13 protein-coding genes are annotated in these 13137 nt (G+C 72.7%); 11 read left to right on the top strand and 2 right to left on the bottom strand.

The features are described 5' to 3' along the window. The first annotated feature begins 24 nt into the window (after positions 1–24). The 4 genes from ACMCNK_RS05445 (at position 25) to ACMCNK_RS05430 (ending at position 3313) form a co-directional block, all read left to right on the top strand. Positions 25–327 carry a DUF6506 family protein gene (locus ACMCNK_RS05445; protein ID WP_412735299.1) on the top strand — a complete coding sequence of 101 codons (303 nt, stop codon included), beginning with the start codon at positions 25–27 and terminating at the stop codon, positions 325–327. Between the two features lie 166 nt (positions 328–493). Next, positions 494–2164, top strand: a complete 1671-nt coding sequence (locus ACMCNK_RS05440) for a substrate-binding domain-containing protein (protein WP_412735298.1) — start codon at positions 494–496, stop codon at positions 2162–2164. Between the two features lie 86 nt (positions 2165–2250). Continuing rightward, positions 2251–2874, top strand: a complete 624-nt coding sequence (locus ACMCNK_RS05435) for an RNA polymerase sigma factor (protein WP_412735297.1) — start codon at positions 2251–2253, stop codon at positions 2872–2874. After that, complete coding sequence (locus ACMCNK_RS05430) at positions 2849–3313, top strand: hypothetical protein (RefSeq protein ID WP_412735296.1); 465 nt, start codon at positions 2849–2851, stop codon at positions 3311–3313. The genes ACMCNK_RS05435 and ACMCNK_RS05430 overlap by 26 nt, the downstream gene beginning before the upstream one ends. 6 nt (positions 3314–3319) lie before the next feature. On the opposite strand, the gene ACMCNK_RS05425 is transcribed toward ACMCNK_RS05430, so the two are convergent. After that, positions 3320–5977 (bottom strand): CHAT domain-containing protein, encoded by a 2658-nt coding sequence (locus ACMCNK_RS05425; RefSeq protein WP_412735295.1) that lies wholly within the window; start codon positions 5975–5977, stop codon positions 3320–3322. Between the two features lie 142 nt (positions 5978–6119). Between ACMCNK_RS05425 and ACMCNK_RS05420 the strand changes: the two genes are divergently transcribed. The 7 genes from ACMCNK_RS05420 to ACMCNK_RS05390 all read left to right on the top strand — a co-directional run bounded on the left by ACMCNK_RS05420 (position 6120) and on the right by ACMCNK_RS05390 (position 12171). Beyond that, a complete protein-coding gene (locus ACMCNK_RS05420; RefSeq protein ID WP_412740754.1) occupies positions 6120–7421 on the top strand; it encodes a S8 family peptidase in 1302 nt (433 codons plus the stop codon). Between the two features lie 46 nt (positions 7422–7467). Further along, entirely contained in the window at positions 7468–7917 is a 450-nt protein-coding gene (locus ACMCNK_RS05415; protein ID WP_412735294.1) for a helix-turn-helix transcriptional regulator, read from the top strand. A 5-nt stretch (positions 7918–7922) separates the two neighbouring features. Beyond that, positions 7923–8333, top strand: a complete 411-nt coding sequence (locus ACMCNK_RS05410) for a VOC family protein (protein ID WP_412735293.1) — start codon at positions 7923–7925, stop codon at positions 8331–8333. Next, entirely contained in the window at positions 8333–10696 is a 2364-nt protein-coding gene (locus ACMCNK_RS05405; RefSeq protein WP_412735292.1) for an ATP-binding cassette domain-containing protein, read from the top strand. Before ACMCNK_RS05410 ends, ACMCNK_RS05405 begins: the two co-directional genes overlap by 1 nt. Positions 10697–10890: 194 nt before the next feature. Next, on the top strand, positions 10891–11265 hold the full coding sequence (locus ACMCNK_RS05400) for a hypothetical protein (RefSeq protein WP_412735291.1): 375 nt from the start codon (positions 10891–10893) through the stop codon (positions 11263–11265). A gap of 214 nt (positions 11266–11479) precedes the next feature. Continuing rightward, positions 11480–11716 carry a hypothetical protein gene (locus ACMCNK_RS05395; RefSeq protein ID WP_412735290.1) on the top strand — a complete coding sequence of 79 codons (237 nt, stop codon included), beginning with the start codon at positions 11480–11482 and terminating at the stop codon, positions 11714–11716. Positions 11717–11820: 104 nt separating this feature from the next. Beyond that, positions 11821–12171, top strand: coding sequence for an STAS domain-containing protein (locus ACMCNK_RS05390; protein ID WP_412735289.1), 351 nt, complete (start codon positions 11821–11823; stop codon positions 12169–12171). 7 nt (positions 12172–12178) lie between these two features. Here ACMCNK_RS05390 and ACMCNK_RS05385 read toward each other — a convergent pair whose 3' ends face one another. Next, the gene (locus ACMCNK_RS05385; RefSeq protein ID WP_412735288.1) at positions 12179–13135 is read right to left on the bottom strand and encodes a PIG-L family deacetylase; all 957 of its coding nucleotides are present in this window, start codon (positions 13133–13135) and stop codon (positions 12179–12181) included. Positions 13136–13137 lie beyond the last annotated feature (2 nt).

The raw sequence follows: 13137 nt of genomic DNA, 5'->3' as shown, positions 1-13137 counted from the left end.
AGCTGAGCACACAGGGAGAACTGGATGCCACTGGAACGTTTCGGGTTCATCGTCACCGGCGCCGGGCTCGATCCGCAGCAGCATCGCGCATCGATCCGCAGCGACCGCTTCGACGGGGTGATGGTGGGGGTGAGCAGCCCTGAGCAGGGTGTGGCGGCCGCCCGCGCCCTGGTCGCCGACGGGGTGCAGCTGATCGAGCTGTGCGGCGGGTTCGGGCCGGTGTGGACCGCCAAGGTCATCGAGGCGGTCGGTGACGCGGTACCGGTCGGTTCGGTCGGTTACGGGCCCGAGTCGATCAGCGCCATGCACGCACTGTTTCCCGACTGAGCCGCACACGACCGCTCGACGGCCCGGGGCCCGGACACACCGATGTCCGGGCCCCGGGGTGTTTCCCGGGCGCACCCGCGGCCGGATGTATCAATGCCTGAGTTCAGCCATCTTGCTCATCGGATGCCTGGCCCGCAGGCGCAGTCCGTGAGCAAGGAGACCTCGGATGAACGCAGAGCCCCGCCCCACCGGGCGCCGGAGCTGGTGGCGCGGCCCCCGGCTGTACGCCGCGGTGTCCGTACCGGTGGTGCTGGCCGGGGTGTTCGCGGTGACCCGGGCCGGGCAGGGCGCTTCCGGGTGCACGTCGCCGCGCCCGGTGCTGCAGGTGGCCGCGGCCCCGGACATCGCGGGCGTGGTGGGCGAGATCAGCCGGCGGCTGGTCCGCGTCGCGGGCCGGTCCGGCTGCTTCGAGATCGCCGTGAGCGCCCGGGCCTCGGACGAGGTGGCCGACGCGGTGACCCGCGCGAGCACCCGCCCGCCGGACGTGTGGATCCCGGAGTCCGGCGTCGTGCTGCGCCGGCTCGGCGCCGGCGTCGTCGGCAGGCCGGACCCGGCCCGCTCCGTCGCGACCAGCCCGATGGTCTTCGCGGTCGCCCCGGACGTCGCCGCCCGGTTCACCGGCGCACGGCCGTCCCTGGACGATCTGGTCGCCGCCGCGGGCGGGGCCCGGCCGGTGCCGCTGCGGCTGCCCGCACGCCGGTCGGCGGCCACGGCCGGCGCCGTACTGTCGCTGCAGGGCGCGCTCGCGCAGCGGGCCGACGCCCGGGCCGCGCTGACCGGTGTGCTGCGCACGGCCGAGCCGGACGCGGAGGCGGCCGCGCTGAGCCCGGCGGCGCTGACCGCCGGCCACGCCGCGGCCCCGATGACCGAGCAGGCGGCGTGGGCCGCGCGCGGCGGGCCGAACCCGCTGGTGGCGCTGTATCCGCGGCGCGGCGGATTCGACTTCGACTACCCGTTCACCGTGCTCACGCTGGACGGCTACCGCCAGCAGATCGCGGGACTGCTGTTCGACGCGCTGCGCGGCGAGGCGGGCCAGGAGCAGTTCCGGGCCGCAGGGTTCCGCGACGTCTCCGGCCAGGCCGCCGCGGCGGTGGGCGGCTGGGGCGAGCCCGGCCCGGTCCCGGCCACGCCGGTGGACGACGCGGCCCTGCAGCAGGTCGACCGTATGCTCGACACGGTACGGCGCGACGCGCGGCTGCTGGCCGTGCTGGACGTGTCCGGGTCGATGGGGCGTGCGGTCGCGGGCATGCCCGGGGCCACCCGGATGGACCTGGCGAAGGACGCGGCGGCGCGGGGCCTGGCGCTGTACCCGGACAGCACCGAGGCCGGACTGTGGATCTTCGCCACGGATCTGACCCCCACCACCGACTATCGCGAACTGGTCCCGGTGGGCCCGTTGGCCGACGGCGCCGACGGCACCGGCAACCGGTTCCGGCTGGTGGACGCGTTCAGCAAGGTCCACCCGATCCCGGGCGGCAACACCGGGCTGTACGACACGACGCTGGCGGCCGTGCAGGCCGTACGGCGGGGCTGGGACCCGAGCCGGGTCAACGCGGTCGTGCTGATCACGGACGGGGCCAACGACGACCGGCACGGCCTGAGCCGTGCGCAGTTGCTGACCCAGCTGCGGGCCGGGCAGCGCGGCGGGCGTCCCGTACCCGTGATCACGGTCGCGCTCGGCCCGGACAGCGACGTCCAGGCGCTTCGCAAGATCAGTGCGGCGACCGGGGGTGCCTCGTACGTGGCGCGTGATCCCCGCGATGTGCGCGAGGTCTTCCTGGACGCGCTGGGACAGCGCGCCTGCCGCCCGCACTGCGCCGCGGCGCCGACCCGCTGACCCGGGATCAAAGCCATGCAACCGGCATACGGGACAATAGGATGTGAAGCCTTGTCGACCGCCCTCGTGAACGAGGAGGTAAGGGCATGGACGACGCGAATCCCATCGGCGCCCTGGTGGCTGCCGCGGGGCGCGGCGACTCCGCCGCCTGGGCGTCCCTGGTGTCCCGCTACACCCCACTGGTGGCATCCGTGATCCGCGATCACCGGCTGCGTGGCAGCGACGCCGAGGACGTGGGCCAGACCGTGTGGCTGCGCCTGGTGGAGAACCTCGGCAAACTGCGGGAGCCGCAGGCCCTGCCAATGTGGATCATCACCACGACCCGCAACGAATGCCTCCGGCTGATCCGCAACAGCAAGCGCATGCGCCCGTTCGACCCCACCGACGAACGCGGGGCCGTCGAGGCGACGGACACGGCCCAGCCGGACGAACGGCTCCTGGAGTCCGAACGGCACCGGGCGCTGCTCACCGCGTTCGCCGAGTTGCCCGAGCACCAGCGGGAACTGATGCTCCTGCTGGTCGCCGACCCGCCGATCCCGTACGCGGAGATCAGCCAGCGGCTGGGCATCGCGATCGGAAGCATCGGTCCCACCCGTGCGCGGGCACTGCAACGGCTACGGGAGTGCTCTTCCATAGCGAGGTACCGCGACCCGGAAGGGTCGCACGACAAGGAAGGTGGTCGGCGTGGCGTCGCAAGCGTGGAACGATGACGAGCTGCTGCTGCAGGATCTGGCAGCGGCGCTGCGGACGGCGCAACCCCTCACCCCGGCATTGCGCCGGGCCGGTGAGGCAGCGTTCGCGTGGCGCACCATCGACGAGGAGCTGGAACTGGCCAGCCTCGTCTTCGACTCCGTCCTGGAGACGGAGCCGGCCGGGGTGCGCGGCCCGGACGTGGAGAACTATCGGACCGTGCTGTTCGAGGGCCGGTCCGTCTCCGTGCAGGTGGAACGCAGCGGCGACGTCGTGGTCGGCCAGGTGATGCCACCACAGGCCGGCAAGCTCACCGTCGAGGGCGCCAACGGGCACACCGCGAGCGTCGACGTCGACGAGCTGGGCTGCTTCAGCCTCGACGAGCTGCCCGCCGAGCCGATCCGGCTGCGCTGGGAGGCCGACGCCGCGCGCCTGGTCACCGGCTGGATGCGCTTCTAGCCCCAGTCACTGCAGCCCGGCGCCCAGGCACACGAAACCGGCCGCCGCGGCCAACGGCAGGATGCCCTCCGCCCGGGTGCGTTCCTGGGCGTGCGCGAGGGCCTCGGCCGGCGTGCGGCCCGCCCGCAACTGGGCGTGGTACGCCCGCATCAGCGGCGCGGTCTCGCCGTCCGGTACCGGCACCACCGGGGCCACCAGGGTCGCCGTGCCCTGGCTGAGCAATGCCGCGGTCAGCCCCAGCACCTCCTCACCGGCGACCACGTGCGAACGCCCGGTGTCACACGCCGCCAGCACCACCTGATGCGGCGGGCTCGGCAGCAGCTCCAGGTCGTACACCGTGTACGGCCCGTCGGCCAGCCGCAGCGCCGAGAACAGCGGGTTGTCCGAGCGCAGGTGACCGTGGGCCGCCACATGCACCAGCCCCGCCCCGCTCATCGCGGTGGACACGTGGCCCGCGTCGGCGGACTCGTCGAACAGCCGTACCGATCCGGGGTAGAGCTGCGCGACCGCCTCGGCCTCGTCGCGTGCCCCCGGCAGGCCCGGGCCGGCGACCACCACCACCCGCGGTGACGGCGACATCGCGGGCCGCCGAGCCGACCGGTACCACCGCGCCGCCGACGGCGCGACCGTGACCGGACGGCCCACGCACGAGGGCAGCACCGACCAGGGCAGCGACTGCAGCAGCCCGGTCGGTACCACCACCAGCGGCCGGTCCCCGACGATGCGGGCCAGCGGCTGCATGAGCACTCGGTCGAAGGCCTCCCGCACGTGGTCGAGGACGGACGTCGCCGACGACGCGCTGAGCTGCGGGGTGCGGGCGCTGGCCATCCGGTGCAGGGCAAACGGCAGGTGCCGCAGCCCGGTGCGGATCTCGGTGAGCGGGCCGAGCCGGGTCAGCCGGGCCCGCCCGTCGACCACGGTGACCGCGTGCAGTTCGTCGTCGAGCTCGACGTACTCGATCAGCGCCGCCGGGCCCAGGACCGCCGCCAGCTCGTCGATCTCCGGTGGTGCGGCGCCGCCGTCGGTGCCGGGAGCGGCCGCCTTGCGGCAGTGGTCACGGATCCGGCGTTCCGTGGCGACCTGGTGCTGCACCAGGGCGGCGGTGGGGCGGCCCGCGCCGCGGTGCTGCTCGATCTCGGTCATGGTGGCGCGCAGGTCGGCGAGCATGCGGGCCAGCACCGGGTCGGACGGCGGGTGGGCCGGGCGCACCAGTACGGCGATGGCCCGGCCCCGTTCGGTCCACTGGTAGACCCCGCGGGCGTTGCCGGCCTCCAGGCAGATGCTCACGCCGAGCCGGGCCAGCGCACCGCGATGGGCGGAGACGTGTGCGCGCAGTTCGGTGGCGCCCATCGTCGCCTGATGCTCCTGAAGGATGTGCAGGCCCGCCGACAGGGCGCGCAGGGCGCCGTACCGGTGGCCGCCCGCGCGACGCAGCAGCGCCTCGGCGAGCCAGGCGCGGGCGCGGGCGTCGGCGGGCCCGGCGGTGCGGGCCCGGCTGGCCAGCGTCAGGTCCTGGCGGGCCGTGCCGGGCCGGCGGCGTTCGAGGGCGAGCCGGCCGGCCATGACCCGGGCCTCCAGCGCGGGCACCTCCCACCCGGCCGCGGCCAGGTCGTCGGCCGACCGGCGCGCCAGGCCCGCGGTGACCCGCGCGGGGTCGCGGACCAGCAGCGCCTGCAACCGGGCGTACCGGGCCAGCGCCAGCCACTGGTGACGGCCCTGGCGGCGGAACTCGCGGGCGGCGTGGTTCGCAGCCTCCTCCGCGGTGCGCAGGTCACCCTCGACCAGGGCCACGGTGGACAGCAGTAGACGCGCCTCGGGCAGGTGGATCCGCTTCTGCCGGGAGTACGCCTGCACCGCCGCCTCGGCGGCGGCCCGCGCCTCGCCGACCAGCCGTACCGCCAGCAGGACCCGGGCGCGGTCGACGAGCAGCGAGCTGACCTCCACGCCGAGGCCGCGGTAGCGGTGCTCGGCGCGTTCGAAGAACTCCAGCGCCGCGGGCACCTCACCCTTGCTGGCCTTGAGGCAGCCGAGGTTCTGTTCCACGTACGCGCGGGGCAGCTCCAGGCCGTGCCGCTCGCACAGGTCCAGCGCGGTCATCAGGTCCGCCTCGGCGGCGGCGAACGCACGCCGTTCCAGGTGCAGCAGGCTGCGGTTGCTCAGCGCGCGGGTCTCCCACTGGGCGTCGCCGAAGCGGCGCAGCAGCGGCAGCGCGGGGCGTACCGCGTCCAGGGCCTCGTCGACGCGCCCCATCTCCTGCAGGATCGCGGAGCGCTGGACCATGGCCCGGGCGGCGGAGACTCCGCTGAGCTCCCGCAGGGCGTCGTCGATTTCCCGGAACGCGTGCCCGGCGCGCCCGCGCAGCGCCAGGGCCGAGGCCAGGCTCATCCGTGCCTCGCCGGCCAGCTGGGCGGACCCGGCGCGCCGGGCGGCGGAGACGGAGCCGCGCAGCTGGGTCATGGCCTCGTCGAGGTTGCGCAGCTGCATGGCGGCGACGCCGTGGGCCCGCCGGGCCACGCTGAGGTCGGCCCAGTCACCGGTGTGCAGGGCCGCGCGTTCGGCCTCCATGGCGAGCCGGCGGGCGTGGCCGGGCTGGACCGTGGCAAGCCGCATCGCCTCGGCCGAGGGTGCTTCGGCCCGGCTGAGCAGCACAGGAGCTGCGGTCATCGGCCATCACCGTCCTGCGAAGGCGATGGCAGCATGATACGCACCGGGATCTGTCACAAACAGTACTTATCACGCCAGGTCGCCCATCAGTCAGTAGCCTGGACCCTGCGCGGACGCTCGGTGTACTGGAGGGTTGATCACGGTGGTGCAGCAACGGCTGGACGAGGTAATCGTGGCTCTGCCGCATCTGGATGCGGTGCTCAGAGCGTTCGACGTCGCCCGTAAGTGGGACGACCGGCCGGGCGACTCCCGCCCCCTGTACGCCGACGTCGAGGGCGCCGACCGCAGCGAGGCGCTGGGCCTGGCCCGGATCGCGGTGACCGACCTGCCCGGCCTCGCCACCGCCCTGGAAGGGTGGGCCGACAGCGAGGGCGCGGGCCCGGTCTTCAACGGCTTCGGAAAACCCGCCGCGGACGCCGACCCCCTCGACCGCGTGCTGTGGAACCTGCGCGCCGGATTCGGCGCGCAGTACTGCAACTGGACCCCGACGGTCGGCAAGAACCGCGTGGTCGGGTGGGTGCCCGGCGCGCAGAACCCGGACGGCGGCGTCGGCGGCGTCGGCGAGGTCTCGCACGGCGGCGGAAAGCCACCGCGGGCCGTGCAGGACGTCCCTGCCTGGGCGAACCAGCTGCCCGCCCGCCGGCCTACCGGCGTGCAGGTCGGGGTGGTCGACACGAGGATGGTGGCGCACGACGACCTCAGCGGCTTCTGGGTCGGCCCCGCCGAGATCGGCCGCCCGGTGCACGCCGAGCAGGGCCACGCCACGTTCATCGCCGGGCTGATCCGCCGCTACGCCCCCGGCGTCACCCTGCAGGTGCGCCCGGTGCTCGACAAGGACGCCGCGGCCACGGTGTGGGACGCCGCCCGCGCGATCGTCGAGGCGGGCGACGCCGGCATCGACGTACTCAACCTGTCGTTCGTCTGCTACACCGCGGACGGAAAGTGCCCGATGGTGCTCTCCGCCGCGCTCGACCGGCTCGACCCGGACACCGTCGTGGTCGCCGCGGCCGGCAACCACGGCTACCTGCCCGACGGCAACCGGCGCAAGGCCGCATGGCCCGCCGCCGCGCCGGACGTCATCGCGGTCGGCGCCAGCAGCGCCCGCGGCGACGGCCGGCCCGCCCCGTTCTCCCCGGACGGCCCGTGGATCGACGTGCTGGCGCCGGGGGAGGACCTGGAGAGCACGTTCATGGACGGCACCGTGCAGGTGTGGGAGGACCCGGACGGCTCCGGCCCGGCCAAGCCGGAACGCCGGCCCGAGAAGTTCAACGGGTACGCGGTGTGGAGCGGGACGTCGTTCTCCTCCGCCCTGGTCAGTGCCGCCATCGCCGGCCGCACGGTGCCCGGCCGCGTGCCCGCCCGCAAGGCGTGGGAGGACCTGTACGCCTCGGCCCGCAACGCCGCCTCCGGCACCCAGGCACCCGTGCCGCTGACGCTCCCGTGACGCCGGAGGCACGGCAGCGCAGGGCCGGGGTGGCATGATTCAGCAGGTGGCCAGCAAATCCGCCCCCGCGCCGCACCTGCGCGACCTCAAGCTGCTGCGCCGCGTCCGCGACCGCATCGACCGGGAGTACGCGCAACCCCTGGACGTCGAGGCGCTGGCCCGCGGGGTGAACATGTCGGCCGGGCACCTCAGCCGCCAGTTCCGCCTCGCGTATGGCGAGTCGCCGTACGCGTACCTGATGACGCGCCGCATCGAGCGGGCCATGGCGCTGCTGCGCCGCGGCGATCTCAGTGTCACCGAGGTCTGTTTCGCGGTCGGGTGCGCGTCGCTGGGCACGTTCAGCACCCGCTTCACGGAGCTGGTCGGGGTGCCGCCCAGCACCTACCGCAGCCGGGTCACGCGCGACACCGCGGACATGCCCCCGTGCGTCACCAAACAGGTGACCAGACCGGTCAGGAATCGAGAAGCGCGCGCCGCGAAGCCGCAACTAGCGTGACGGGCATGGACATCACGATTCACGCGAGCTTCCTGCCGCAGGACGACCCCGACGCCGCCCTGACCTTCTACCGCGACACCCTCGGTTTCGAGGTCCGCAAGGACGTCGGCTACGAGGGGATGCGCTGGATCACGGTCGGCCCGCCCGGCCAGCCCCAGACGTCGATCGTCCTGCACCCGCCGGCGGTCGACCCGGGCATCACCGACGACGAGCGCCGCACGATCACCGAGATGATGGCCAAGGGCACGTACGCCACGCTGTTGCTGGCCACCAAGGACCTCGACGGCGCGTTCGAGCGGCTGCAGGCCCGCGACGCCGAGGTGGTCCAGGAACCGACCGAGCAGCCGTACGGGATCCGTGACTGCGCCGTGCGCGATCCCGCCGGTAACCTGATCCGCCTCCAGGAGCTGCGCTGATGGCAAAACCGGTGCACCGGGCCGACAGTCACGATCTGATCCGCGTGCACGGCGCGCGGGTCAACAACCTCAAGGACGTCAACGTCGAGCTGCCGAAACGCCGGCTCACCGCGTTCACCGGCGTGTCCGGCTCGGGCAAGAGCTCGCTGGTGTTCGGCACGATCGCCGCGGAGTCGCAGCGGCTGATCAACGAGACGTACAGCGCGTTCGTGCAGGGCTTCATGCCGACGCTGGGCCGGCCCGACGTCGACGTCCTGGAGGGACTGACCACCGCGATCATCGTCGACCAGGAGCGGATGGGCGCCAACCCCCGTTCCACGGTCGGCACCGCCACCGACGCCAACGCGATGCTGCGCATCCTGTTCAGCCGGCTCGGCAAGCCGTACATCGGGTCGTCGCAGGCGTTCTCGTTCAACGTCGCGTCGATCTCGGGGGCGGGCGCGGTCACCATCGAGCGCGGCGGCAGCACCACGAAGGAACGGCGCAGCTTCAGCATCACCGGCGGCATGTGCGCGCGCTGCGAGGGCATGGGCTCGATCAACGACTTCGACCTGTCCGCACTGTACGACGAGACGCTGTCGCTCAACGAGGGCGCGCTGTCGATCCCCGGCTACAGCATGGACGGCTGGTACGGCCGGATCTATCGCGGCAGCGGCTTCGTCGACCCGGACAAGCCGATCGGCAAGTACACCAAGAAAGAGCTGCACGCGCTGCTCTACAAGGAACCCACCAAGATCAAGGTCGACGGGATCAACCTGACCTACGAGGGCCTGATCCCGAAGATCCAGAAGTCGATGCTGTCCAAGGACGTCGACGCGATGCAGCCGCACATCCGCGCGTTCGTGGAGCGGGCGGTGACGTTCCAGACCTGCCCCGACTGCAACGGCACCCGGCTCAGCGAGCTCGCCCGGTCATCCAAGATCAAGGGAAAGAACATCGCCGACGTCTGCGCGATGCAGATCAGCGACCTGGCCGAGTGGGTCCGCGGCCTCAACGCGCCGTCGGTGGCCCCGCTGCTGACCGGACTGCAGCACCTGCTGGACTCGTTCGCCGAGATCGGGCTCGGATACCTGTCGCTCGACCGCCCCTCCGGCACGCTGTCCGGCGGGGAGGCCCAGCGCACCAAGATGATCCGCCACCTCGGCTCGTCGCTGACCGACGTCACGTACGTCTTCGACGAGCCGACGATCGGCCTGCACCCGCACGACATCCAGCGGATGAACGGGCTGCTGCTGCAGCTGCGCGACAAGGGCAACACCGTACTGGTGGTCGAGCACAAACCGGAGGCGATCGCGATCGCCGACCACGTCGTCGACCTCGGCCCCGGCGCGGGCGGGGCGGGCGGCCAGGTGGTCTTCGAGGGCACGGTCGAGGGACTGCGGCGCGCCGACACCATGACCGGCCGCCACCTCGACGACCGGGCGAAGCTCAAGGACACCGTACGGTCGTCCACCGCAGCTCTGCAGGTCCGCCGCGCCGCCACGCACAACCTGCGCAACGTGAACGTCGACATCCCGCTCGGTGTGCTGTGCGTGGTGACCGGCGTCGCGGGCTCCGGCAAGAGCTCACTGATCCACGGCTCGATCGCCGGGCGCGACGGCGTGGTGGTGATCGACCAGGGCGCGATCCGCGGTTCCCGGCGCAGCAACCCGGCGACCTACACCGGGCTGCTCGAACCGATCCGCAAGGCGTTCGCGAAGGTCAACAACGTGAAGCCGGCCCTGTTCAGCGCCAACTCGGAGGGCGCGTGCCCGACGTGCAACGGCGCCGGGGTCATCTACACCGACCTGGCGATGATGGCCGGTGTCGCCAGCGTCTGCGAGGAATGCGAGGGCAAGCGGTTCCAGGCGGCGGTGCTCGACTACCACCTCGGCGGCAAGGACATCAGCGAGGTGCTGGCGATGCCGGTCACCGAGGCCGAGCAGTTCTTCGGCGACGGCGACGCGCGCGTACCGGCGGCCCACAAGATCCTCGACCGGCTCGCCGACGTGGGCCTGGGCTACCTCAGCCTGGGACAGCCGCTGACCACCCTGTCCGGTGGTGAGCGGCAGCGGCTGAAGCTGGCCGCCCAGATGGCCGAGAAGGGCACGGTGTACGTGCTCGACGAACCGACCACCGGTCTGCACCTGGCCGACGTCGCGCAGTTGCTCGGCCTGCTCGACCGGCTGGTCGACTCCGGCAAGTCGGTGATCGTCATCGAGCACCACCAGGCGGTCATGGCGCACGCCGACTGGATCATCGACCTCGGCCCGGGTGCCGGCCACGACGGCGGCCGGATCGTCTACGAGGGCACACCCGCCGACCTCGTCGCGTCCCGTTCGACCCTTACCGGTGAGCACCTCGCCACGTACGTCGGCGCCTGACCGGAATTGCAGCTCCGGGGCCGGGAAAGTGGTTCCACAATGCATACCGGCGCAATTCCGGGTGCATTGTGGAACGGTGCCGACCGTGCAGCCGCGTACCCGCGCACCGACGAATGCGCTGGGTACGTGGCTGCTGGACGACATGTCGGCATTGCGGACCGTCGGCGGACCGGCCCGGGAGATACGATGCCCCAATGAATTCGGTCGAGGCTGGAAAGATATTCCGGGAAGCGTGGATCGAGGGCGTCCAGAAATACCATCCCGGTGAGCCGGGCAGTTCCGCCGTCGCCGAGTGGGAGGACACGCCGGAGTGGGAGAAACACAGCTCCGCCGCGGTCTTCGGGCAGATCCGCGAGTTCGTGCTCGCCAGTGACGGGAACACGGCGAAGCTGAGCCGCATCCAGCGCGGCCGCTTCGTCGCACTGTGCTGGATCGCGCAGATCCACCGGCACTTCCCGGCGCCCGCCCCGGGCCAGATCGCGGACTGGGATGATCTGCCCGCCTGGCAGCAGGAGACCGACGCCGAGATCTTCGACCTGGTCGAGCAGGAGGTGCTGGCCACGCTGTGACCCCTGCTGCGGCGAATGACGTACCCGCGGCACGCGACTCCCGAGTCGCCTCGCGCACCACCGGTCACAGAAGTGCCGTCAGACACCGGACAGCCGCGCGCATCTCGGGGCCGGGATAAGGGTTTCTACGGATGTGCCGCCCCCGCCCGCGGGCGCAGTCTGAACCGGTCAGCCCATCAACCATCGGAACGGTTCCCCGAGGAACGTGATCACGATGAGTCTCACCGACCAGGCCGCCGCCCTTTTCGCCAGCCGTCTGCAGCCGTCCGAGCACCCCGGTCGTGCCGGGGTGGTCGCCGCGATCCGGTCCAGCCTGCTCACCAACGGCGGGACGCGGGGTTGCGCTGCCGTCGTGGCCGTCGAGTACGGCGAGCACCCCGAGACCGCCGCGGCGCGGATGCAGTGGGCACTGCGCCTCGCCTCCGCCGCGCCGGCCGCCATGGCCGCCTGACCGGACGGTACGGATCAGGCTCGGGTGCGCCTGCGCATTCGGCCGGGCCGGCGCCGGGTTCCGGCGTACCGTGTCAGGTTGGATCCCTGGAGTAAAGGATCGACATGCGCACGTTCGGCACCACCAGCCACACCCCGCAACTGGTGGTGCAGGCGCAGGAGGAATCGAGCTCCGCGGCGACCGTGACCGTGACCGGTGAGGTCGACACGGACACCCAGGCGGAGATGCAACGCGTCGTGGTCGATCTGCTGGACCACCACCGGGGCGGCCGCCTCGTGCTGGACATGGGTGGCGTGACGTTCCTCGACGCGGCCGGGGTCCGGGCGCTGCTCGCCTGCCACGACGCCGCCGAGCGGCTCGGCACCGGGCTGGAGATCTGCGCGGCGCACGACTGTGTCCGCCGCGCACTCGGGATCTGCGGCGTGGCGGAGATCTTCCACCTGCAGGGAGTGTGACGCCCCGCTACGACGCCCGCGGCAGCGCGGTGGTGACCGCGGGCGGCGGTGGCAGCGCATCGGCGGACGGCGGATCGGCCGTCCGGTAGCGGCGGTAGAACCACCCCCAGTACGCCCTCTTCCGGCACGCCCGCGGCGTCTTGCAGACCGTCGCGTCGTGCTGCGCGTACGCGAGGAAGACCCCCATCTTCGCCCTCGCGGCGGCCAGGGACAGGTTCTCCGGCTGGTCGGAGACGCGATAGCCGCGGTAGGCGTAGAGCCGGTGTGCGGTGGCGTACGCCTGGTGCGCGGCGTACGTGACGTAGGCGGCGGACTGGTGGTCGCCGTGGTCACCGGGTCCGTAGCCCACGGTGTAGTCGAGCGTCCGGACCACGTCCGGCCGCCACACCCGCATCGCGTCGCCGACCGTGTCCACCAGCCCGTCGCGGCTGTACGCGACGCCCGAGTCGATGCTGTGGACCGCCGGGATGCTGCCCTTCCACAGCTGCGCGATCGTCTCCCAGTCGTGGTTCGCGTACCCGTGGCCGTCGGGCAGACGCAGGAACAGCAGGGAGATCCGGCGGCCGACGAGCGTGACCCGGGTGACCGGGTGCCCCGCCAGCGTGACCGGCTTGCTGACCCACCGATTCGGCCGGCCCGCCATCGTGGCGTACGCCGCCATCGCGCCGGCCTCGCGCCCGCGCCAGTACGCGGTCGGCCGACCGGCGTCGCCCGCGGTGAGGAACATGGCCACGATGCAGCGTCCGGATCTGATGTCGCCCTGCAGGTCCGGGTTGATGAACAGGATGTCGTCGTCCTGGTGTGCCACCACGCTGAGCGTCGTCGGGCAGGTGGCCGCGCCGCGCGGGGGCGCGGCCGGGGCCGCGGTCGTGGGCGCCGCCAGGGCGACGACCGCCACCGCCGCGCACAGCGCACCGGCGGCCGACCGGGCACGGCGGCTCGCTGCGGCGATGCGGTACCTCATCA

Origin of the sequence: Krasilnikovia sp. MM14-A1259, from assembly GCF_047159535.1 — a bacterium.
GTDB lineage: Bacteria > Actinomycetota > Actinomycetes > Mycobacteriales > Micromonosporaceae > Actinoplanes.
The sequence above is the reverse complement of the archived record's forward strand: the minus strand, read 5'-3'. Positions and strand labels throughout refer to the sequence as shown.

Bases quoted from the DNA above. Each gene is read 5' to 3' on its own strand.
- ACMCNK_RS05435 (WP_412735297.1), top strand. From the start codon at position 2,251: ATGGACGACGCGAATCCCATCGGCGCCCTGGTGGCTGCCGCGGGGCGC.
- ACMCNK_RS05410 (WP_412735293.1), top strand. From the start codon at position 7,923: ATGGACATCACGATTCACGCGAGCTTCCTGCCGCAGGACGACCCCGAC.
- ACMCNK_RS05390 (WP_412735289.1), top strand. From the start codon at position 11,821: ATGCGCACGTTCGGCACCACCAGCCACACCCCGCAACTGGTGGTGCAG.
- ACMCNK_RS05405 (WP_412735292.1), top strand. From the start codon at position 8,333: ATGGCAAAACCGGTGCACCGGGCCGACAGTCACGATCTGATCCGCGTG.
- ACMCNK_RS05440 (WP_412735298.1), top strand. From the start codon at position 494: ATGAACGCAGAGCCCCGCCCCACCGGGCGCCGGAGCTGGTGGCGCGGC.
- ACMCNK_RS05385 (WP_412735288.1), bottom strand. From the start codon at position 13,135: ATGAGGTACCGCATCGCCGCAGCGAGCCGCCGTGCCCGGTCGGCCGCC.
- ACMCNK_RS05395 (WP_412735290.1), top strand. From the start codon at position 11,480: ATGAGTCTCACCGACCAGGCCGCCGCCCTTTTCGCCAGCCGTCTGCAG.
- ACMCNK_RS05425 (WP_412735295.1), bottom strand. From the start codon at position 5,977: ATGACCGCAGCTCCTGTGCTGCTCAGCCGGGCCGAAGCACCCTCGGCC.
- ACMCNK_RS05445 (WP_412735299.1), top strand. From the start codon at position 25: ATGCCACTGGAACGTTTCGGGTTCATCGTCACCGGCGCCGGGCTCGAT.
- ACMCNK_RS05400 (WP_412735291.1), top strand. From the start codon at position 10,891: ATGAATTCGGTCGAGGCTGGAAAGATATTCCGGGAAGCGTGGATCGAG.